The following is a 21,120-nucleotide window of genomic DNA, read 5'->3' on the forward strand; positions in this document are numbered from 1 at the left end:
GACCTCCCTGCGGGACCGGCTCGGCGACGGCTCGTCGCACACATCCCCCACAGGGCCGCCCGGCCCCAAGATCGAAGAAAGGCATCATGATCATCACCGGTGAAGTCCCCAGAGCCCTTCCCTTACGGCGCCGCTGGCGATCGCTGATCGCCGCCGTGAGCGCCGCCGTCCTGGCCGCATCCGCGCTCGTGCTCGGCACCAGCCCGGCATCGGCCGCGACCGTCGACACCAACGCCTGGTACGTCCTGGTCAACCGCAACAGCGGCAAGGCCCTCGACGTCTACAACTTCGCCACCAACGACGGCGCCCGCATCACCCAGTGGAGCCGCAGCGGCAACGCCAACCAGGAGTGGCGATTCGTCGACTCCGGTGGCGGCTACTACCGCATCGAGTCCCGCCACTCCGGCAAGGTCCTCGACGTCTCCAACTGGTCCACCGCCAACGGGGCCGAGGTCCTACAGTGGTCCGACCACAACGGCGCCAACCAGCAGTGGCGCCTGGCCGACAGCTCCGGCGGCTACGTCCGCTTCATCAACCGCAACAGCGGCAAGGCCCTGGAGGTCCAGAACGCCTCCACCGCGGACAACGCCAACATCGTCCAGTACGACGACTGGGGCGGAAACAACCAGCAGTGGCAGCTCGTCCTCGTCGGCGGCGGCGGCACTCCCACTCCCACGCCGACACCCACTCCCACGCCCACGCCGTCGGGCAAGTACAACAATCCGGTCGTCTGGCAGGACTTCGCCGACGGCGACATCATCCGGGTCGGCGACGCCTACTACTACTCGGCCTCGACGATGCACTACTCGCCCGGCGCGCCGATCCTGCGCTCCTATGACCTGGTCAACTGGGAGTACGCGGGCCATTCGGTGCCGCGGCTGGACTTCGACTCCAACGCCTACGACCTCAACGGCGGGCGCGCCTACGTCAAGGGCATCTGGGCCTCGACGCTCAACTACCGGCCCAGCAACAGCACCTTCTACTGGATGGGCTGCACCGAGTTCAACCGCACCTACGTCTACACCGCTTCGGCCGTCGACGGCACGTGGACCAAGCGAGCGCGGATCAACAACTGCTACTACGACGCCGGTCTGCTGATCGACGACAACGACACCATGTACGTCGCCTACGGCAACTCGAACATCAGCGTCGCGCAGCTGTCCAGTGACGGATTCAGCCAGGTGCGCGCACAGCAGGTGTTCAGCACCCCGTCCAGCGTCGGCACGCTGGAGGGCGCCCGCTTCTACAAGCGCAACGGCTACTACTACATCTGGCTGACCCGCCCGGCCAACGGCCAGTACGTGCTGCGTTCGAGCAGCCCGTGGGGGCCGTACGAGATGCGCCAGGTGCTGCTGAACATGCCGAGCCCGATCTCCGGCGGCGGCGTGCCGCACCAGGGCGGCATGGTGCAGACGCAGAACGGCTCCTGGTATTACATGGCGTTCGTCGACGCCTACCCCGGTGGCCGGGTGCCGGTGCTGGCGCCGATCTCGTGGAGCTCCGACGGCTGGCCCTCCGTGCAGACCGTGAACGGCGGCTGGGGCGCCGAGTATCCGAAGCCGGCGATCTCCACGACCAAGACCGTCAAGTCGATGATCGGCCCGGACACGTTCACCACGAGCGCGCTCGACCCACGCTGGGAGTGGAACCACAACCCCGACAACAGCAGGTGGTCGGCCGGCAACGGACTGCGGCTGCAGACCGCGACCGTCACCAACGACCTGTACAACGCGCGTAACACGCTGACCCACCGCATCCAGGGTCCCTCGTCCACGGCGACGATCGAGCTGGACTATTCGGCGATGGCCAACGGCGACCGGGCGGGCCTGGTGATGCTGCGCGACTCCTCGGCCTGGATCGGGGTACGCCGCGACAACGGCGCGTATCGGGTCGTGATGACCAACAACCTGACGATGAACGGCAGCTGGCAGACCACGTCGACCGGTAGCGAAGCGGCCTCGGCCTCGGTGTCCGGCGGACGGATCTGGCTGCGCGTCAACGCCGACATCCGGCCGGGTTCTGGGCGGCAGGCCCGGTTCTCCTACAGCACGGACGGCACCAACTTCACCGCGTTCGGCCCGGCCTTCACCCTGAACAACGCCTGGCAGTTCTTCATGGGCTACCGGTTCGGGATCTTCAACTACGCCACCCAGTCCCTGGGCGGCTCGGTGACCATCCGCCGCTTCGACCTGACCACCCCCTGAGACACGACCTGTAAGAGCGACGAGGAACGAGGCCTCCGGCGAGCGGTCGATTCCACCGGGATCGACCGCGACCGGAGGCCTCGTGGCCGGAGAGATTCCGGCAGCGCCGGTACGCGACACGGCGGACGGCCGAGCAGGGACATCGTCCGTCGAGGCCGGCGTGCCGCCGTCGCCCGCCGGACAGTTCATGCGGATAGCAGACGACCCGCGCCTTCGACTTCTGGGATTCCGATGCACACACACGGCTCCACGGCCTGCTCGCGTGCTGCCGACGCCCGGCGAGCGGCCGCCAGGCGGCGGCAGACCCCGGCCGCCATGACGGAAGCGCCGGGGAACGACGCGCACGAACGGCCGGTTCTGCCGTACCCGGTGATGGAGCCGTCCGTGGCGTGTAGTGTTGGGGAAAACAGGTTGTGTCGAAGTCCCGGTATGCGTAACAGCGTCTGCGGAGCTATGACAGCGGGCGTCTACCGGATGAAGCCATGGCTTTCCAAGGCGGTCGGTCGCAGCAGCCCCGAGATCACTCTGTGGCTCTCGGAGATCGTTTCAACAAGGAGAGAGAGCATGGCTCAGGGAACCGTCAAGTGGTTCAACGCCGAAAAGGGCTTCGGCTTCATCGCCCCGGACGACGGGACCGCGGACGTCTTCGTCCACTACTCGGCCATCGACGCCGGCGGTTATCGGTCCCTGGAGGACAACCAGCGGGTCGAGTACACCGCGGGCCAGGGCGCCAAGGGCCCGCAGGCCGAGCGGGTGCGACCGCTTTAATCAGTTCTGATCAATGCCGTGACAGCGGCCGGTGACGGGCCGGGCAGGGCCTGGCCGTCACCCCATGAGCAACAGGCCCCGGGCTCTCACCGAGTCCGGGGCCTCCTCATGCGGAGGGTCCTCGCCTGGGCTCAGGCGCCAAGCAGGGCCAGCGCGGCCCGCAGATCCGACACCTCTCGATAGAGCACGCCCATCATGCCGAGGCCGGCCGCCGCTTCCACGTTCTCCGGCCGGTCGTCGACGAACAGGCACAGGCGGAGATCGGCCCCCGCCCGTTCGGCCGCGATCTCGTAGATCCGCCGATCCGGCTTGACCACACCGACGCGGGCGCTGCTGACCACCTCGTCGAAGAAGTGGGTCAGCCCGAGCGCGTCCAGGTCCTCCTCCAGCTTGAGCGTCGCGTTCGACACCAGCACCACCGGGACGTACGTCTGCGCCCGCCGCAACAGGCCGAGGACGTCCTGATCCACCCGGAACGGCACGCCGGTGAACGCCTCGCCCAGTTTCCGCGCCTGCTCCTCCGGAAGCCGGTCGACGAGCGCGGCGACGATCGAGTCCGCCCACTGCGCCACCGTGATCTCGCCCACCAGCGCGGGGCCGTCCACGCCCGGCGCGAAGGCCGTCCGTGCCGTCGTGCCCGGCTCGACGCCGAAGCCGCGCTCCAGCTCGGTCACCTCGGCCGTGTCGTAGAAGCGGATCACTCCGTCGAAGTCGCACAGCACCGCGTCGAAGGGCAGTCGCACGAAACCTCCAAGTCAGCTCCGGTCTCGATGCACGGCACCACGCCATCATCACTGATCGGCACAGGCGAGTGAAGCCCCCGTGATCCACGATTCGCGAACAGGCCGGTCAGCGCAGCGCGTCGGCAAGAAGCCGGTTGAGGCGCTCAGCCGGCAATTCGGCCAGTCCGTTCAACTCGTCGGCTACGGCAGGTTCGCCGCCCTGGGCGAGGAACTTCTCGCGTACCAGTTGCCGATGCCGGCGGCGGGTGTCCGGGCCCGCCGAGCCGATCGGGATGTCGCGCTCGCGGCTGAAGGTCCGGCCGTCGACGAGCCGTACCGTGACCCGGGCGGGCGTCGCCTTGCTCGCCGAGGTGAAGTCGTGGGAGCCCCCATCACCCGGCGGCCCCAGGATGGCGACCTGATCGCCGGCGAAGTCGCGCAGCCATGCCAGGCCGGGTTCGCCCGCTTGCCGCAGCGCCGCGCCGAACGGCGCGACCGAGCCGAACAGCGCGGAGGTCATCCGCGGGTCGTGCACCAGCCGGACCCGGTCGGCCAGGGCCCACCGTGCCGGGTCCCGCATCGCGGGCAGGTCGAAGTCCTCGACGGTCAGATCGCCGGTGAGCAGAGCGGTGGCCACCGGGTACGCGGTCGACAGCAGCAGAGCGCTGATCGGAGTACGAGGGCCGGCCAGATACCGGGCCGCCTGGCGACCGGCGAACAAGGTGTAAGCCGACGCCCCGACCTCCACCTCCGCGATGGGCGCGCCGCCGAGCAGCGGGTGCAGTTCCAGCGCACAGTCGACGGCGGCGTCGATCCCAGGGCCGCCCGGCCGTACCTTGAATGACAGGGTCTCGGTGTGCCAGTGCAGACCCAGCCCCGCAGTGATGACCTCGGGTAACGGCACCGTCGCGAACCGCGCGAGGAACCCATGCGCGTGTTCCATTATGTCCGGCATGCCGGTCAGACCGGCGTACGCGGCGTCGCAGGCGTCCATCGCCGAGCGCACCGGCGCCAACACATGTACGAACTTGGCGTCACCGCCGAGGAACGCGTGCATCACCGGCCACGGGGGAGAGGCGAACGCCAGGCCGAACGCGTCAGCCCACCTGCGTGCCGGCGCGCCCTCACTGCTCAGCCGACCGGCGACCGCGCCGGCGAGGTGGGTGTGCAGAGCGCTCTGACCGCGCAACGGGCCGAGGGTGGCAGCCGCGGTGATCCGGGCCGCGCACTCGTTCGCGGCGATCACCGCCGTCAGCAGTGTGCGGCCGTCACGACGTCCGGCGTGCGCGTACGCCAGCGGTACGGCGACCGTGGAGGGCGCGAGGTGCCCTGCGTACGCCGTGTCGTCCAGGTTGAGCCAGGAGCCGAGCATCGCCAGCACGGCCGCCGAGCGGCGCGGGTCTGACTGCAAAGGTGGGCCGAAGGCACGTACCAGCTTGGTTCCGGCGCTGTGCCGCAGTCCCGCGCGTATGGCCGCCAACTGGGCGATGACCTGGCTGGTTGCCAGGGCGACGACTCGCTCCGGCACGTTGTCGAGCCGGAGCTCGGCGGCCCAAGCGGACAGGACCGTGACCAGCGGTGCCGGTTCTGCTCCGAGGTCCTCTCTCGCGCGCGCTCCTACCGTGGAGGACTCGGACGGCTCCTCAGCCAACGGGCCGCTCACCCCGGCAGATCACCGGCAGCATGCCGGGCATGATCTCTAGTGTCACGGTGGAATGCACGGAATCCCGTGCCTTGACCACTCTTCAGCCGCACCCGGCATACATTCACGAGCGGCCGTGTTTGTGCTCATTTTCGAGCGGAGGGACTTCGTTCATACGTGATCGGGATATCACCGTTCTTGACGTAATCGGGGTGGCCGAGGGCTCTGTGGGCGAGGTCAAGGACAACGCGAGTGACTTCCGCGGTGTCAATGGGATCCCGTCGGCCGATCAGGTCTTCCAAAAGACCGTCGGCCGCGTGATAGATCATGCGAAACGTCCAGTCAGGGTTGCGACTTGCGAAGGCTCCGGCAGTGGCCCCTCGGGTGACGAAGTCACTGATCAAATCCACCACGCGAGCGTTGGACTCCTTGCACAGTTCCAACGCCGCGCCGTTGGCCGAACCGTAGACCAGGCGGTGCAGCTCGGTGTTGTCGACCGCATGGGCGATCAGCGCGGTCAAGAGTTCGTCGATGGTCGGCCACCACGCCTGCCCCTTCGCGAGGATCTGCCGGGTCGTGTCGACGAAGGCGGCGACGTACTCCTCCCACAGGGCGGCGAGCACGTGGTCCTTGGTTTCGAAGTGCAGGTAGAAGCTTCCCTTGCCCATCCCGGCTGCGGCGGTGATGTCGGCGATGGTCGCTTCGGAGAAGCCGATCGTGCCGAATACCTCGCGGCCGGCCCGGAGGATGTCGGCCCTGCGCACATCGGCGCTTTTGACGACGCGCTTGCGCTTGCTGGGAGCCGTGGTCGGTGACATCGACGTCCGCCTCTCGTCTGCTGCGTCAACGGCGCCATTATATGACTGACCGTCGGTCATTGACTGACCGACGGTCAGTCAACTACTGTCTGCTTGGCGCGGGACCCCTTGGGAGCCTCGCGTTGCTCCTGGCCAGGATTCCATCTGTTCCCGGCTACCGCGTGAACGCGAGGGCGATATGACCGAACCCGACCCGAGAGCACGCAGCGGCACCGCTCTGCTGCTGACCTTCATCTGCATCGGCATCTTCATGGTCTACCTGGACTCGACGATCGTGAACGTCGCGCTCCCCGAGATCCAGCGGGACCTGTCGACCGGCATGACCCAGATGCAATGGATCATCGATGCCTACGCCCTGGCGGTGGCCTGCCTTCTGCTGACGGCGGGCACGCTCGGCGACATCTATGGACGTAAACGCATCTTCCTCGGCGGCCTGGTCGGTTTTCTGGCCGCCTCGGCGCTGTGCGCGCTGGCGCCAGGCTACGACTTCCTGCTGGTCGCCCGGGTCCTGCAGGGCATCGCCGGTTCGATCATGATCCCGGTGTCGCTGGCCCTGGTGTCGGCCACCTATCCCCAGCCGGTCGCCCGCGCCCGCGCCATCGGCGTCTGGGCGGGAATCGGCGGGCTCGCCCTGGCCGCAGGCCCGGTACTCGGCGGTGTGCTGGTGGACGCCTTCAGCTGGCAGTCGATCTTCTGGGTGAACGTCCCGTTCGGTCTGGTGGCCTTGGCCGTCCTGCTCGCCAAGCTACCCGAGAGCAAAGCCCCCACGCGGCGTCGTGCCGACGTCTTCGGTCAGGTCGTCTTCGTCGTCGCCATGGCGAGCCTGGTCTACGGGCTGATCGAGGCGAGCACCAGAGGCTGGAGCGATCCGATCATTCTCGGCGCGTTCGCCGTCGCCGCCCTCGCACTCGCTCTCTTCGTCGTCTGGGAGCTCAGGCAGGACGACCCGATGCTGCCCATGAACCTGTTCCGGAGCCCGGTCCTCATCGTCGCCGGTGCGGTCAACTTCCTCGGACTGTTCGGCCTCTTCGGAAGCATTTTCCTGCTCACCTTCTACCTGCAGCAGGTCAACGGCCTGTCCACCACCGAGACCGGCGTCCGATTCCTGGCCCTGAACGTGGCCATCATGGTGTTCTCCTACCTCGCCAGCGTCCTCGCCGCCAAGCTCGGTCCCAAGATCCCCATTCTGATCGGCTCTGTGACCAGCGCGGTCGGGCTCATCCGACTCGCCGAGCTCGAACCCGGCACCGGCTTCGCCGACTACTGGTGGGCGATGGCGCTGCTGGGTGCCGGCGTCTCACTGGTGGGCGCCCCGGCCACCGTCGCACTACTGGCGTCGGTCCGTCCCGAGCAGGCAGGAACCGCGTCAGGCGTCTCCAACACCTTCCGTCAAGTCGGCAGTGTCTTCGGAGTGGCCCTCGTGGGCACGCTTCTGGTCCGCCACCTGAGTGACACCGTGCCCGGCGCCCTGGCGGCCGTGGGTCTGAACCCGGCCCAGCGCGCCCAGGCCGTCGGTGCTCTGTCCCATGGCGACCTGGCGTCGATCAGCGACCTCCCCGCACAGCTTCAAGGGCCGGTCATGCACGCGGTGGCCCCCATATTCACCGACGGCCTGCGCATCGGATTCACCGCCGCCGCGATCGGAACCCTCATCGGCGGCCTGTTCGCATTGGTCATCCTGCCCGGTCGCAAGAAGCGAACCAGCACACCGTCCCCCAGCGCTCAGCACATTCCGCCCCGCAAACCGGCCGCTCCGGACGCCATGGCCGGATGAGACGTCGTGCGGCGGTCGCGGACTCTCGCGGTCGCCGCCCATTTCCCGCACGTCGACCGAACCGCTGACCGACGTCAGCACCGCCCTCGGCCGCGTCGTCGAGATGTTCGGCGCCGTCTGCACCGATCCGGACAACCTCGACCTTGCCTGGGACGCCGACCAGAGCCTCGTCGACCTCAACCGGCTGCTCGCGTGACCCGCGGCCCGCGCCGCGAGCCGCGGGTCGAACAGCGCGCCCCGCAGTTCACACGCGGCGAACGGCCGCGCGAGTCGCTGAGCGGCAGTGCGCGGTCCCGATCGCCGTGCAAGGCGGCGCACTCGCTCCGGACGACCCGGAAGCGCCATGGCCGGGTGTCGAGCACGTAAGGCACCGGGCGGCGGCGGTGGAAGACGAGTCGCCCTCGATGCGGTGCCGCTCCGACCGGCGTGGCGAGGTCAAGTCGGGCCGGCGGTGAATCAGGTATTCGGCGAACGGCGGAATCTGGAAACGAATGGCCGGACGATCATCCGGTCTCTTTCTGGGTCAGAAATTTGTCAGCGATCTGTCAGAATTCCCTGACACCATTTGACTGTCTTCCCCCATAAAGTGCCCAGTTGTGCTCTGGCACAAGGAGCGAGTCACGTGGCTGTCACTGGAGAATTGGAAGCGCCGAACCCGATGAATTCTGGCGCCGGACGGTCATGCTGTGGACGTACTGTCTGCTGTCCGTCACGGCGTACTACGGATTCGGCACACTCGCGCCACAGGTGCTCGTCGTAAAGGGCTTCGACGTCGTGCAGGGTCTCGGCTTCACCGCCCTGTCGTTCTTGGGTTATCCGGTCGGAGCACTGCTGGCGGTGCCCACGCTCGATCGCTTCGAGCGGCGTACGCTGATTTCGGTGTCGGCGTCGTTGATGGCGGCGAGCGGCATCGTCTTCGGACTCTCCGGCAACGTCCCCCTGATCGTGGCATCAGGGTTCTGCTACACGTTGATGAGCAATCTCTTCTCCACGGCGTCACACGTGTACCTGTCGGAGCAGTATCCGACGGAGTTCCGCGCCACCGCCGCCGGCACGGCCTATTCGCTGTCCCGGCTGAGCGCCGCGCTCCTGCCGTTCGGACTCCTGCCCATCCTCGACCACCACGGTGCCGGCTGGCTGTTCGCCACGATCGCGGCGAGCGTCGTCGTCATGGTGACGACGATCAGGGTTCTCGGCGACCGTACGACCGGTGCCTCGGTCGACCGGCCCGCCGATGCGCTGACGCCCACTCCGAGCGGACGGGGATAGCGAACCCGCGGAAGACACGACTCCCGCCCTACGACCGAAGGGACCTCGGCTCATTCGATCATGGAGTCACCGTGAAACCCCGCCGCCGCGAAGATCCCGGTACGAGCGAGAGCGTTCTCTCTGCCGGCCGCGATCCCTGATCCGTGGTCCCCGATCCATACCGTCTGGGTCCGTGATCGACCTACTCGGGCCAGTCGGAATTCTGGATCACGTCGACGAAGTCGATCCGGCGGAATTCCGGTACGAAGTGCTCCAGCACGTCGGCGTTGACCGTGCCGAACGTGGTGTCCGGCCGCTCCTCGAACCCTTCCTTGAACGCGAGCAGGATCTGGCGCTTGAAGTCCGGCCGAGGATGCGCCGCCGTGACCGCCGCGATCTGCCCGGCGTCCAGGTCGCCGTAGCCGATGCCGAGGACGTCCGTCTCCACACCGGCGGTCACCAGGGCCACCTCGGGCTCCAGCCGGTACGGAATCTCGGGCGTGGTGTGCAGGGCGACCGCCTCCCACACCTTGCGGACATCGGCCTCCGGCACTCCATGCGAGGTGAGGAAGCGGCGCGCCTCATCGGCGCCGTCGAGTTCGAAGCGCTGGTCGGTACGCCGGTAGGCCTCGGTGAGCCCGAGATCGTGGAACATGGCCCCCACGTAGAGCAGCTCGGGGTCGGCACTCAGACCGAGCCGCAGACCCTGCAGCGAACCGAAGAGGTAGACGCGGCGGGAGTGGTGGTACAGCAGCGGGGTCGCGGTGTCCCGGACCAGTTCTGTCGTCTCCCTGGCGAGCGCTGAATCCGGGACGGCGATGCCGGCGATGGTCTCGGTCATAGGATGGTCCCCTTCCCTGCCCCGGCCGGAATCTCCCGTACCGGTCCGGAACGGCGCGTGCGGCCTATCCGAAGAATCCCCAGCCTGTGGATGGAATTACGGGCTGGACAGGTCAAGATGACGCCGCGGGCGCCTCGGTACGTCGAACCGGTCATTCGGGCTCGACCCGCATGGCGGCCTCCTCCGCGCTGAAACCTCCCGTATCGGGGCCGACCTCCATGGCCGTCTCCTCCGGCTCGTCGTCACCGTGGGCGCCCTCGTCCGGAGCGACGAGACGGCCGGCCGGGCGCGACGCCCCCCGGCCGGCGCCGGACGGCTCCTCCGGCCGCGCCTCCCAACCTGCCGCCACCCCGCCGTCCTCCTCATGGTCGGTGTCCAGGTCGGAGCCGAAGCCGAGCCCGCCGTCCTCGGTGATCGCCTGCCCGGTCCGCGTGCGCTCCTCACGCACGACGGGTGGCCCGCCCGTGCCGTAGACCGGCTGTTCCTCCGGCATCTCCCTGCTCAACCGGCCGGCCAACGGCTCTCCCCGCATCATCTCGTCGACCGTGGTGCCGTAGTCGTCCACGGCGGCCGGGTGATCAGCGGGCAGTGGCGCCTCCTGGGGATCGACCGCCCACTGCTGCTGCGGTGTCCCGTCCTGGAGGTCGGGGATGCCCTCGTCCTCGAACCGCGAGTGCGGATCGTGTTCCGGTGTGTGCTGACTCACCGCGTCCCCCTCCTTCAGCTCACCCGTCATCCACACCCCCCTACCCGTAATCCCAGGCGGCCCACGTGGGGAGAGCCGTCACCTCGGCCGACTCGATCGCGCCGGCGCGGTGATCGACGATGTCTCGTTTCGCCGGAACGGCCGAGTTCGAATCGTGACTTGACGGATCACCACGGCACAATCACGATTTTCCCGACTGATTAAGTAGGAATACTCGGAAAGGAGCATCGTGCGCTCTCTCATCCTGCTCGGCCTGGTCGGCTTCGCCGCCCAGCTCGTCGACGGCAGCCTGGGCATGGCCTACGGCGTGACATCGACGACGCTGCTGCTCGCCATCGGCACCAACCCCGCGGCGGCCTCCGCCACCGTTCATCTTGCCGAAATCGGCACCACCCTGGCCTCGGGCATCTCACACTGGCGTTTCGGCAACATCGACTGGAAAGTGGTCGGTAAGATCGCCGTCCCCGGCGCCGTGGGCGCTTTCGCCGGCGCGACCTTCCTGTCCAGCCTGTCGACCGAGGTCGCCGCCCCGGTCATGTCGTTGATCCTGCTGGCGCTGGGCGCCTACATCCTGGTCCGGTTCACCCTGCTCGGGCTGCCGCGCGGAAACCTGGGCAAGCCGCTGCGCGCCCGTTTTCTGGCCCCGCTCGGCGTGGTGGCCGGTTTCGTCGACGCCACGGGTGGCGGCGGCTGGGGCCCGGTGGGCACCCCGGCCATCCTCGCCAGCGGCCGGCTGGCGCCGCGCAAAGTGATCGGCTCGATCGACGCCAGTGAGTTCGCGATCGCCATCGCCGCGAGCATCGGCTTCTTCGTCGGCATCGGCTCGGAGAACATCGACTTCTCGTGGGTGGCCGTGCTGCTGCTCGGCGGCGTGATCGCGGCCCCGCTGGCCGCCTGGCTGGTGCGCCACATTCCGCCGCGCGTCCTCGGCTCGGCCGTGGGCGGCATCATCGTGCTGACCAACGTACGAACGCTGCTGCGCAGCGACTGGATCGACGCCCCGGGCGGCGTGCAGTCCGTCGCCTACGTCGCCATCGCCGTCGTCTGGGCCGCCGCCATCGCCTACTCCGTACGTGCGTACCGCCAGGACAGGGCCAACGAGTCGGTCGAGGCGATCGAGGCCGAGCCGGGAAGCCGCGACGCCGAGACCGAGGTCACCCCGGCCTGATCGTCGCCCTCGTTCCGGACGGCGCCACCCGAGAGGGCGCCGTCCGGACGAGGAGCATGGCTCAGGTCGCCTCGGCCCGGATCAGCCGGGCGGCCTCGACCAGGTTGCGCAGCGAGTCGTGCACCTCCTGCCGGCCCCGGGTCTTCAGCCCGCAGTCGGGGTTGGCCCACAGGCGTTCGAGGGGGATGGCCGCCAACCCCTCACGCAGGAGGGAGACCAACTCCTCCGTGCCGGGGACACGGGGAGAGTGGATGTCGTACACCCCGGGCCCCACCTGCCGGGGGTAGCCCGCCTCGGCGAGCTCGTGCGCCACCCGCATGTGCGAGCGGGCGGCCTCCAGGCTGATCACGTCGACGTCGAGGGCGTCGATCGCGGCCAGGATCTCGCCGAACTCCGCGTAACACATGTGCGTGTGGATCTGTGTCTGCGGCCGTACGCCCGCCGTGGTGAGGCGGAACGCCTCGGTGGCCCACTCGAGGTAGGCGGGCCGGGCGGCGGCACGCAGCGGCAGCGTCTCGCGCAGGGCCGGCTCGTCGACCTGGATGACGGCAGCGCCGGCGGCCTCCAGATCGACGACCTCGTCGCGCAGGGCGAGGGCGACCTGCCGGGCGGTGTCGGCGATCGGCTGGTCGTCCCGTACGAACGACCAGGCGAGCATGGTGACGGGCCCGGTGAGCATCCCCTTGACCGGCCGGCTCGTCTGGGACTGGGCATAGGTGGTCCACCGCACGGTCATCGGCGCGGGCCGGGAGACGTCTCCGGCGAGGATCGGCGGCCGTACGTAGCGGGTGCCGTACGACTGGACCCAGCCGTGCCGGGTGGCGACATAGCCGGTGAGCCGCTCGGCGAAGTACTGGACCATGTCGTTGCGTTCCGGCTCGCCATGGACGAGGACGTCCAGGCCCGTCTTCTCCTGGAACGCGATGACCTCGCGGATCTCGGCGGCGATGCGTTCGTCGTACGCGGCCTCGTCGATGCGTCCGGCCAGCAGGTCGGCCCTGGCCGCCCGCAGCTCGTCGGTCTGCGGGAAGGACCCGATCGTGGTCGTCGGGAGCACGGGCAGGTCCAGGCGGGCGCGCTGGTCGGCCACCCGCTCGGCGTACGGCTGAGCCCTCCGGGTCTCCCGTACGGTCACCGCCGCCGCTCGTGCCCGTACGACCTGGTCGCAGGTGATCGCGGAGGTCTTCCTGGCGGCCAGGGCGGCCCGGTTGCCGGCGAGGGCGCCCGCGATGACATTGGTGCCGCGGGCCAGGCCTTGGGCGAGGGTGGCGACCTCGGCGGCCTTCTGCCGGGCGAAGGCCAGCCAGGCCGCGATCTCGGGCTCGATCTCGCTCTCGACCGCGACGTCGAGCGGCACGTGCAGAAGTGAACAGGAGGCGGCGACGTCCACCCGCCCGGCCAGGCCGAGCAGGGTGGCGAGAGTGGACAGCGACCTTTCCAGGTCGTTGATCCAGACGTTGCGGCCGTCCACGACCCCCGCTACCAGGCGCCTGCCGGACAGTCCCCCGACCCGCGCCAGGCCGTCGAGGTTGGCCGCCGCCGGGCCGGTGAAGTCGAGCGCGAGGCCGTCGACGGGTGCGGCGGCCAGCACGGGAAGCGCCGCGCCGAGCTGGTCGAAGTAGCTCGCCACGAGGAGCTTCGGCCGGCGGGTCAGCGTCCCGAGCTCGCGGTAGGCGCGGGCGACCGCGTCGAGGACGGCCGGGGGCTGGTCCTGGACCAGGGCGGGCTCGTCGAGCTGCACCCACTCGGCGCCGGCCGCCCGCAGCCGCGCGAGCACGTCGGCGTAGACCGGCAGCAGCCGGTCGAGCAGCGTGACGGGATCGAAGCCAGGATCGACGCCGGGGGCCGGCTTGGCGAGCAGGAGGTAGGTGACCGGGCCCACCAGGACCGGCCGCGCGTCGTACCCGAGGGTGAGCGCCTCCTGGAACTCCCCGACGGGCTTGGCGGGATCGGCGGCGAAGACGGTGTCCGGCCCGAGCTCGGGCACCAGATAGTGGTAGTTGGTGTCGAACCACTTGGTCATCTCCAGCGGAGTGACCTCCCGGGTGCCGCGGGCCATGGCGAAATAGCCGTCGAGCGGGTCGGCCTCGAACGCGGCCCGGTGCCGTTCGGGAATCGCACCCACCATGACCGTGGTGTCCAGCACATGGTCGTACAGGGAGAAGTCGCCGCAGGGCACCTCGCCGATGCCGGCGTCGGCGAGGTCGCGCCAGGCCGTACGGCGCAGGCCCGCGGCGGTGGCACGCAGCTCGTCGGCGCCGGCACGCCCCGCCCAGTAGCCTTCGATCGCCTTCTTGAGTTCGCGGTCCTGCCCCTGGCGCGGGTAGCCGTACACGGTCGCCAGTGAAGTGGGGGCGGCGGAACTGTGGGCCATGAAACTCTCCTTCGCGAGTCACGGACGACGCCGACCGGCCTCGAAGACCTGAAGGAACGCCCGCCGGCGAACGCGCGCATACCGCTCGCGAAGGCCGCCGGCCCGCCCACGAGGCCATCGACGTCACCGCGTGCGGTCGCACGCGGGCAGTGGCAGGTCTTCGGACTCGCGGGCACGCCACGGGCTCACCGAGCCCGGGCATCTACTGGCCGTCGCTTCCCTGACCGTGATGGCCCAGTGCGTTGACGGCGGTCGTTCCCGCTCACCGCTGCGGGGCAGTCCCGGAATTGGCCTGCCCGTCCGTCGACGACGGGGGCGGGCACCGACCGCACCGGGTTCCCTCTTACGACGCTCCCGCCTGGCGGCGGAGGCGAACCGACTGCGTCACCAGAGTAGTCCCGAGGATCACCGGCTTCCACGCGGGCCCGCTCAGGAGGGATGCCCGAGAATGTCCGGGCGATCGGTGGTCACCGGCTCCGGATCGGTGTCCCCGGGAGCGAACGCGGCGATGACGTCATGATCGATTGATTGACCGCGGCAGACCGGCGGGAACGCCGCGGTGCCGGGTCAGGATCGGCACCGTTTCATCAGGACTCAACATGTTGGGTGTGACATCGACCCGTCACCCCATATATGGTGTCCCTGCGCTGGTCCGGCCGCTCAGTCAGGGTGGCCGGGGCAAGAGGGAACCCGGTGGAAGTCCGGGACTGCCCCGCAGCGGTGAGTGGGAACGACCGCCGTCATACGCACTGGGCCATCACGGCCTGGGAAGCGACGGTCAGTAGGAGCTACGAGCGCGCCCACGAGTCCGAAGACCTGCCGGCGTGCCGCGTACGACCATGCGTGCGCGGCCGCTCCGAGGTCGCGCGGGACGGCCGACGGCTCCGGCGGCGGCCGCTGTGCGTCTCCGCCGGGCGTCTCCTGCGCGCGCCTCGGTCGTGTGGACCGAGTTCGCGAGGAGAGGACCATGACGGTCACCGGAGACCCGCCGGCTCGATCGGCGACGGCGGACGAGCCCGTGCCGCGGCAGATGCGCGTACGCGAACGCGACGGCCTGCCGGAACCCGTCGACGTGACCAGGATCGTGCGAGCGGTCGAGCGCTGGGCGGGCGATCTCGCCGACGTCGACCCGCTGCGCGTGGCGACCAGGACCATCAGCGGTCTGTACGACGGGGCGACCACGGCGGAACTGGACCGGCTGTCGATCCAGACGGCGGCCGAGATGATCGGCGAAGAGCCGCAGTATTCGCGTCTGGCCGCGCGGCTGCTGGCCGCCTATATCGGCGAGGAGGTGGGCGGCCAGGGCATCGCGTCATTCAGCCAGGCCGTCCGTCTCGGCCACGCCGAGGGTCTGATCGGCGACGCGACCGCCGCGTTCGTGGCCGCCCACGCCGGCGAGCTGGACGACGCGGTCGATCCACACGGCGACCTGCGGTTCGAGTATTTCGGGCTGCGCACCGTTTACGACCGCTACCTGCTGCGGCACCCGTTCACCCGGCTGGCGGTTGAGACGCCGCAATACTGGCTGCTGCGGGTGGCGTGCGGTCTGGCGCGGACGCCGGACGAGGCCGTCGACCTCTATCGCCTGATGTCGTCGCTGGCCTATCTGCCCAGCTCGCCGACCCTGTTCAACTCCGGAACCCGGCACACCCAGATGTCGTCCTGCTATCTGGTCGACTCCCCGCGTGACGAGCTGGGCTCCATCTACGAGCGCTACGCCCAGGTGGCGCACCTGTCGAAGTTCGCGGGCGGCATCGGCATCTCCTGGTCACGCGTACGGTCGCGCGGCGCGCTGATCCGCGGCACCAACGGCCACTCCAACGGCATCGTGCCGTGGCTGCGCACGCTCGACGCATCGGTGGCGGCCGTCAACCAGGGCGGACGGCGCAGAGGCGCGGCCTGCGTCTATCTGGAGCCGTGGCATCCCGACGTCGAGGAGTTCCTCGAACTGCGCGACAACACCGGCGAGGACGCCCGGCGCACGCACAACCTCAACCTGGCCAACTGGATCCCCGACGAGTTCATGCGCCGGGTCGAGAACGACGACCTGTGGTCGCTGTTCGACCCCGACGAGGTCCCCGAACTGCCCGACCTGTGGGGCGAGGCGTTCGAGACCGCCTACCGGGCCGCCGAGGCAGCGGGTCGCCAGGTCCGCCAGGTCAGGGCCCGCGACCTGTACGCCAAGATGATGCGTACGCTCGCGCAGACCGGAAACGGCTGGATGACCTTCAAGGACACCTCGAACCGGTTCTGCAACCAGGCCGCCGAGCCGGGAAACGTGGTCCACCTGTCGAACCTCTGCACCGAGATCATCGAGGTGTCGGGCGACGCCGAGACCGCGGTGTGCAACCTCGGTTCCGTCAACCTCGCGGCCCACCTCGCCGAAGACAGGACCGGCATGGACTGGGAGCGGCTGCGCGCCACGGTCCGCACCGCTGTGACGTTCCTCGACCGCGTGATCGACATCAACTACTACCCGATCGAGCAGGCCGCCACCGGCAACGCACGCTGGCGTCCGGTCGGGCTCGGCGTGATGGGCCTGCAGGACGTCTTCTTCGCGCTGCGTCTGCCCTTCGACTCGCCCGAGGCCGGGGAGCTGTCGACCCGGATCGCCGAGGAGGTCTACCTGGCGGCCCTGGAGACGTCGGCCGATCTGGCAGAACGTCACGGCGCCCATCCGGCGTACGACGAGACGTGGGCCGCGCGGGGCAGGCTCCACCACGACCCGTGGAACGTCGAGAGCGCACTGCCCGAGTGGTCGGCGCGGGTGCGGGGGAAGATCGCCGAACACGGGCTGCGCAACTCGCTGCTCGTCGCCATCGCCCCGACCGCGACCATCGCCTCGATCGCCGGCTGCTACGAGTGCGTCGAGCCGCAGGTGTCCAACCTGTTCAAGCGCGAGACGCTCAGCGGCGAGTTCCTCCAGATCAACAACGCCCTGGTCGCCGAGCTGAAGGCACGCGGGCTGTGGACCGAGCGGATCAGGACCGCGATCAGGCGGGCCGAGGGCTCGGTGCAGGGCATCGCCGAGCTGCCGGCCGACGTACGTCACCTGTTCCGCACGGCATGGGAGCTGCCGCAGCGCGCGCTGATCGACATGGCGGCCGCGCGGGCGCCGTACGTCGACCAGAGCCAGTCGCTCAACCTGTTCATGAGCGCGCCCACCATCGACAAGCTCTCCTCCATGTACCTCTACGCGTGGAAGGCGGGCCTGAAGACGACCTACTACCTGCGCTCCCGTCCGGCGACGCGGATCCAGCAGGCGACCGTTCCCGTCGCCCCGGAGCCCGTACGGGAGCAGGCCAGGGTCTGCTCTCCGGGCGACGGCTCCCTTGAGAACCCCGACTACTGCGAGGCCTGCCAGTGACCGCTCATCTGCTGCTCGACCCCGGCATGAACCTGACCCTGCGCCCGATGCGCTATCCGCGGTTCTTCGACCGGTTCCGCGACGCCATCAAGAACACCTGGACCGTCGAAGAGGTCGATCTCCACTCCGACCTCAAGGATCTGGACCGCCTCTCCGAGGCGGAACGGCACCTGGTCGGCCGCCTGGTCGCCTTCTTCGCCACCGGCGACACGATCGTGGCCAACAACCTGGTGCTGAACCTGTACCAGCACATCAACTCCCCGGAGGCGCGGCTGTACCTGTCGCGTCAGCTCTACGAGGAGGCGGTGCACGTCCAGTTCTACCTGAACCTGCTCGACACGTACGTGCCCGGCGAGCGGGAGCGGTCCGAGGCCTTCGCCGCGGTGGAGAACATCCCCTCGATCCGCAGGAAGGCCGAGTTCTGCTTCCGCTGGATCGACTCGCTGGGCGACCTCCAGCGGCTCGAGACCAAGGAGGACCGGCGTGCCTTCCTGCTCAACCTGATCTGCTTCGCCGCCTGCATCGAGGGGCTGTTCTTCTACGGCGCGTTCGCCTACGTCTACTTCCTCCGCTCGCGTGGGCTGCTGCACGGGCTGGCCTCCGGCACCAACTGGGTCTTCCGCGACGAGTCCCTGCACATGGCCTTCGCCTTCGACGTGGTGGACGTCGTACGCGGCGAGGAGCCGGACCTCTTCGACGACGAGCTCGCCGCGCGGGTCGGGGAGATGCTCGCCGAGGCGGTCGAGTGCGAGGCCCGGTTCGCCGAAGACCTGCTCGGCGGGGGCGTGCCCGGCATGTCCGTCGCCGACATGCGCGCCTATCTGGAGCACGTCGCCGACCGCCGGCTGGCCCAGCTCGGCATCGAGCCGTTGTACGGCTCGAAGAACCCGTTCGCCTTCATGGAGCTGCAGGACGTCCAGGAGCTGACGAACTTCTTCGAGCGCCGCGTGTCCGCGTACCAGGTGGGGGTGACCGGGACGGTCAGCTTCGACGCCGATTTCTGAGGTCGCCCGGGTCCGCTACCGGAGTCGGGCCTCCGCAGCTCCCCGAACGCCGGGGGAGGCCCGGATCTAGACTGTTTCTCTGACGTTTGGAGGACGGAATGCTGGAACGGCGGCCCGCCGATCTCTCGGTGGCCACATGAGTCATGAGACGAATGACGGCCGGGCCGCCGGACCGGTCGTCCTGGACGGCGGCGACCGGCGCTGTGTGCGACTGCTGATCGAGCTGCGCCGCCTCGTGGACGGCCTGGCGCCGGGCGACGTCGTCCACCTGATCGCCACCGACCCGGCCGCGCCGATCGACCTCCCGGCCTGGTGCCATCTGACCGGCCACAGCTACCTCGGCCCGCTGCCGGAGGCCGACCGTCCCACCTATGCCCTGCGGGTGGAGGCGACGGGCCGCGCCACCCGCCCCCAGGCGCCCTGGCACCTCGCGGACCGCTGAGACGCGCCGCCGTCACCATCGCCGATTATTGCTATATATCCCGACATAAGAGTAGAGTTTCTGGGCCTTGCGATGGGGCTCGTTTCGCCGCGTGCTCACCCATCGCAGGCATCAGCGCCACCGCCCACGGCCCGCCTGGCCCTTCCCCCTCGCCAGGCGCGTCATCGCGGTCGTCGCCGCGACGGCGCCTCCACGTTGGGGCCGTTGGGCGGCACGGCGAGGTCGGCGGCGGCCGTCAGGCGGAGAGCGTGAAGCCCGGGTAACCCCGGGCGGCGATGTCGTCACACCTTTTGCGGTACTGGCCGACGCCCGCGGCGTACGGCATGAAGACCCGCGGCTTGCCCGGCACGTTCGCCCCGGTGTACCAGGAGTCGGTCTCGGGGAAGAGCGTGTGGGCGGCGACGAGGTCGACGTGGTCCGTCCAGGCGTCCTGGGCCTGCCGGGTCGGCTCGATGGTCGTCAGGCCGTTGCGTTCGAGGTGGCCGATCGCGCCGGCCGCCCAGTCGACGTGCTGTTCGAGCGAGACCATCATGTTCGACAGGACCGACGGGCTCCCCGGCCCGGTGATCATGAAAAGGTTCGGGAAGCCCGCCGCGGCGATCCCGAGGTACGCACGCGGGCCCGTGCGCCAGCTCTCCCTGAGCGAGACCCCGCCCCGGCCCCGGATGTCGACGCTCGTCAACGCCCCGGTGATCGCGTCGAACCCGGTGGCGTACACGATCACGTCGAGCGCGTGCTCCCGGTCCGAGGTGCGCACGCCCGTCTCGGTGATCTCCGCGATCGGCGTGCGCCGCAGGTTGACCAGGTGCACGTTCTCCCGGTTGTACGTCTCGTAGTAGCCCGTGTCCAGGCACGGGCGCTTGGTCCCCACGGGGTAGTCGGGACAGAGGTCGGCCGCCGTACGCGGATCCCTGACCATCTGATGGATCTTCCGATGGACGAACCGCTTCGCCGTGTCGTTGGCCTCCCGGGAGGTGTAGAGGTCGGTGTAGGTGTACATCAGGCTGATCAGGCCGCCGATCTCCCATGCCCGTTCGTAGGCGGCTTCGCGTTCCTCCGGGGAGACCTCGAGCGCGGACCGCGTCGGCATCGGGACCGGTATGCCGAAATGGGACTCCCGCTGCTCCTTGCGGAAGGCCCGGTAGTTCGCCTTCACGCCGGCGATCTCCTCCGGGCGGAGCCCGCGGTTGCGAGCGGGGAAGCTGTAGGCGGCGGTGCGCTGGAACACGGTGAGGTCGGCGGCCTGCTCCGCGATGAGCGGGATCACCCCCACGCCCGAGGACCCGGTGCCGATGACGCCCACCCGCAGGCCGGTGAGGTCCACCCCCTCATGCGGCCAGTTCGCCGTGTGGTGGACGCGGCCGCCGAATCGGCCGACGCCGGGGATCTCCGGCGACTTCGGCACCGACACGCATCCCGTCGACATGACGAGGAAGCGGGCCGTGACGACGTCCCCGTGCTCGGTCCGCACCCGCCAGGCCCTGCCGCCCTCGTCGTAGGCCGCGGCCGTCACGCGCGTGTCGAAGCGGATGTCCCGGCGCAGGCCGAACCGGTCGGCCACGTGCCGCGCGTACCGGAGGATCTCCGGCTGGGCCGGGTAACGCTCCAGCCACTCGTACTCCTGTTCCAGCTCCGCGGAGAACGAGTACGAGTACGCCAGGCTCTCGACGTCCACCCGGGCGCCCGGATAGCGGTTCCAGTACCAGGTGCCGCCGACGTCGCCACCGGCCTCGAACACGATCGCGGACAGGTTCATCTCGCGGAGCCGGTGCAGCATGTACATGCCGGAGAAGCCGGCGCCGACGATGACGGCGTCGACCCGCGATGGGACGGTGCGGGAGGCGGTCCGCGCATCCCGGTCGGAGATGGACAATGGCCCTCCTGGGGGTGGGAAGAACGCGAGGCGCCGAGACACACGGCGGGGACATTCGCGATCTGCGGGTGGGGGGACGACCGGAGCGGTCAGGCCACGGCGTTTCTCGCGATCGCGGCCATGGTGCACGTCCCGCCGGGCGAACGCGTGTTCCTCCGTACGGGACCTG

General features: G+C 69.3%; 15 protein-coding genes and 2 riboswitches. Of the genes, 8 read left to right on the forward strand and 7 right to left on the reverse strand.

Features of this window, described 5'->3' with window-relative positions:
* Positions 1-86: 86 nt before the first annotated feature.
* The gene (locus ACQP1K_RS27945) at positions 87-2,204 is read left to right on the forward strand and encodes a family 43 glycosylhydrolase (RefSeq protein ID WP_433498664.1); all 2,118 of its coding nucleotides are present in this window, start codon (positions 87-89) and stop codon (positions 2,202-2,204) included.
* 564 nt (positions 2,205-2,768) lie between these two features.
* Entirely contained in the window at positions 2,769-2,972 is a 204-nt protein-coding gene (locus ACQP1K_RS27950) for a cold-shock protein (RefSeq protein WP_055480174.1), read from the forward strand.
* Positions 2,973-3,103: 131 nt separating this feature from the next.
* On the opposite strand, the gene ACQP1K_RS27955 is transcribed toward ACQP1K_RS27950, so the two are convergent.
* The 3 genes from ACQP1K_RS27955 to ACQP1K_RS27965 form a co-directional block, all read right to left on the reverse strand.
* Positions 3,104-3,715 (reverse strand): HAD-IA family hydrolase, encoded by a 612-nt coding sequence (locus ACQP1K_RS27955; RefSeq protein ID WP_433498665.1) that lies wholly within the window; start codon positions 3,713-3,715, stop codon positions 3,104-3,106.
* A 106-nt stretch (positions 3,716-3,821) separates the two neighbouring features.
* Positions 3,822-5,357 carry an MmgE/PrpD family protein gene (locus ACQP1K_RS27960; RefSeq protein WP_433498666.1) on the reverse strand — a complete coding sequence of 512 codons (1,536 nt, stop codon included), beginning with the start codon at positions 5,355-5,357 and terminating at the stop codon, positions 3,822-3,824.
* Positions 5,358-5,482: 125 nt separating this feature from the next.
* Positions 5,483-6,154 carry a TetR/AcrR family transcriptional regulator gene (locus tag ACQP1K_RS27965; RefSeq protein ID WP_433498667.1) on the reverse strand — a complete coding sequence of 224 codons (672 nt, stop codon included), beginning with the start codon at positions 6,152-6,154 and terminating at the stop codon, positions 5,483-5,485.
* 178 nt (positions 6,155-6,332) lie between these two features.
* Between ACQP1K_RS27965 and ACQP1K_RS27970 the strand changes: the two genes are divergently transcribed.
* Both ACQP1K_RS27970 and ACQP1K_RS27975 read left to right on the forward strand, forming a co-directional pair.
* Entirely contained in the window at positions 6,333-7,928 is a 1,596-nt protein-coding gene (locus ACQP1K_RS27970; RefSeq protein WP_433498668.1) for an MFS transporter, read from the forward strand.
* Positions 7,929-8,609: 681 nt separating this feature from the next.
* Positions 8,610-9,197 (forward strand): MFS transporter, encoded by a 588-nt coding sequence (locus tag ACQP1K_RS27975; protein WP_433498669.1) that lies wholly within the window; start codon positions 8,610-8,612, stop codon positions 9,195-9,197.
* Positions 9,198-9,378: 181 nt separating this feature from the next.
* Here ACQP1K_RS27975 and ACQP1K_RS27980 read toward each other — a convergent pair whose 3' ends face one another.
* Positions 9,379-10,017 (reverse strand): HD domain-containing protein, encoded by a 639-nt coding sequence (locus tag ACQP1K_RS27980; protein WP_433498670.1) that lies wholly within the window; start codon positions 10,015-10,017, stop codon positions 9,379-9,381.
* A 151-nt stretch (positions 10,018-10,168) separates the two neighbouring features.
* The gene (locus ACQP1K_RS27985) at positions 10,169-10,753 is read right to left on the reverse strand and encodes a DUF5709 domain-containing protein (protein ID WP_433498671.1); all 585 of its coding nucleotides are present in this window, start codon (positions 10,751-10,753) and stop codon (positions 10,169-10,171) included.
* Positions 10,754-10,952: 199 nt separating this feature from the next.
* On the opposite strand from ACQP1K_RS27985, the gene ACQP1K_RS27990 reads away from it, so the two are divergent.
* A complete protein-coding gene (locus ACQP1K_RS27990) occupies positions 10,953-11,891 on the forward strand; it encodes a sulfite exporter TauE/SafE family protein (RefSeq protein WP_433498672.1) in 939 nt (312 codons plus the stop codon).
* A 61-nt stretch (positions 11,892-11,952) separates the two neighbouring features.
* Here the strand turns inward: ACQP1K_RS27990 and metE are convergent, their stop codons facing one another.
* Entirely contained in the window at positions 11,953-14,265 is a 2,313-nt protein-coding gene (gene metE / locus ACQP1K_RS27995) for a 5-methyltetrahydropteroyltriglutamate--homocysteine S-methyltransferase (protein ID WP_433498673.1), read from the reverse strand.
* A gap of 150 nt (positions 14,266-14,415) precedes the next feature.
* A riboswitch (cobalamin riboswitch) is annotated at positions 14,416-14,655 on the reverse strand.
* Between the two features lie 241 nt (positions 14,656-14,896).
* Positions 14,897-15,103, forward strand: a riboswitch (cobalamin riboswitch).
* A 129-nt stretch (positions 15,104-15,232) separates the two neighbouring features.
* On the opposite strand from metE, the gene ACQP1K_RS28000 reads away from it, so the two are divergent.
* From ACQP1K_RS28000 to ACQP1K_RS28010, 3 genes are all read left to right on the forward strand, one after another.
* Entirely contained in the window at positions 15,233-17,632 is a 2,400-nt protein-coding gene (locus ACQP1K_RS28000) for a ribonucleoside-diphosphate reductase subunit alpha (protein ID WP_433498674.1), read from the forward strand.
* On the forward strand, positions 17,629-18,636 hold the full coding sequence (locus tag ACQP1K_RS28005) for a ribonucleotide-diphosphate reductase subunit beta (protein WP_433498675.1): 1,008 nt from the start codon (positions 17,629-17,631) through the stop codon (positions 18,634-18,636). Before ACQP1K_RS28000 ends, ACQP1K_RS28005 begins: the two co-directional genes overlap by 4 nt.
* A gap of 136 nt (positions 18,637-18,772) precedes the next feature.
* A complete protein-coding gene (locus tag ACQP1K_RS28010) occupies positions 18,773-19,078 on the forward strand; it encodes a sulfurtransferase TusA family protein (RefSeq protein ID WP_433498676.1) in 306 nt (101 codons plus the stop codon).
* A 235-nt stretch (positions 19,079-19,313) separates the two neighbouring features.
* Here the strand turns inward: ACQP1K_RS28010 and ACQP1K_RS28015 are convergent, their stop codons facing one another.
* Complete coding sequence (locus ACQP1K_RS28015; protein ID WP_433498677.1) at positions 19,314-20,951, reverse strand: flavin-containing monooxygenase; 1,638 nt, start codon at positions 20,949-20,951, stop codon at positions 19,314-19,316.
* Positions 20,952-21,120: the final 169 nt, after the last annotated feature.

The organism is Sphaerimonospora sp. CA-214678 (assembly GCF_050942215.1).
Classification (GTDB): Bacteria; Actinomycetota; Actinomycetes; order Streptosporangiales; family Streptosporangiaceae; genus Sphaerimonospora.

Bases quoted from the DNA above. Each gene is read 5' to 3' on its own strand.
- ACQP1K_RS27965 (WP_433498667.1), bottom strand. From the start codon at position 6,154: ATGTCACCGACCACGGCTCCCAGCAAGCGCAAGCGCGTCGTCAAAAGC.
- ACQP1K_RS27980 (WP_433498670.1), bottom strand. From the start codon at position 10,017: ATGACCGAGACCATCGCCGGCATCGCCGTCCCGGATTCAGCGCTCGCC.
- metE (WP_433498673.1), bottom strand. From the start codon at position 14,265: ATGGCCCACAGTTCCGCCGCCCCCACTTCACTGGCGACCGTGTACGGC.
- ACQP1K_RS27985 (WP_433498671.1), bottom strand. From the start codon at position 10,753: ATGACGGGTGAGCTGAAGGAGGGGGACGCGGTGAGTCAGCACACACCG.
- ACQP1K_RS28010 (WP_433498676.1), top strand. From the start codon at position 18,773: ATGAGTCATGAGACGAATGACGGCCGGGCCGCCGGACCGGTCGTCCTG.
- ACQP1K_RS27950 (WP_055480174.1), top strand. From the start codon at position 2,769: ATGGCTCAGGGAACCGTCAAGTGGTTCAACGCCGAAAAGGGCTTCGGC.
- ACQP1K_RS27970 (WP_433498668.1), top strand. From the start codon at position 6,333: ATGACCGAACCCGACCCGAGAGCACGCAGCGGCACCGCTCTGCTGCTG.
- ACQP1K_RS27945 (WP_433498664.1), top strand. From the start codon at position 87: ATGATCATCACCGGTGAAGTCCCCAGAGCCCTTCCCTTACGGCGCCGC.
- ACQP1K_RS27975 (WP_433498669.1), top strand. From the start codon at position 8,610: ATGCTGTGGACGTACTGTCTGCTGTCCGTCACGGCGTACTACGGATTC.
- ACQP1K_RS28000 (WP_433498674.1), top strand. From the start codon at position 15,233: ATGACGGTCACCGGAGACCCGCCGGCTCGATCGGCGACGGCGGACGAG.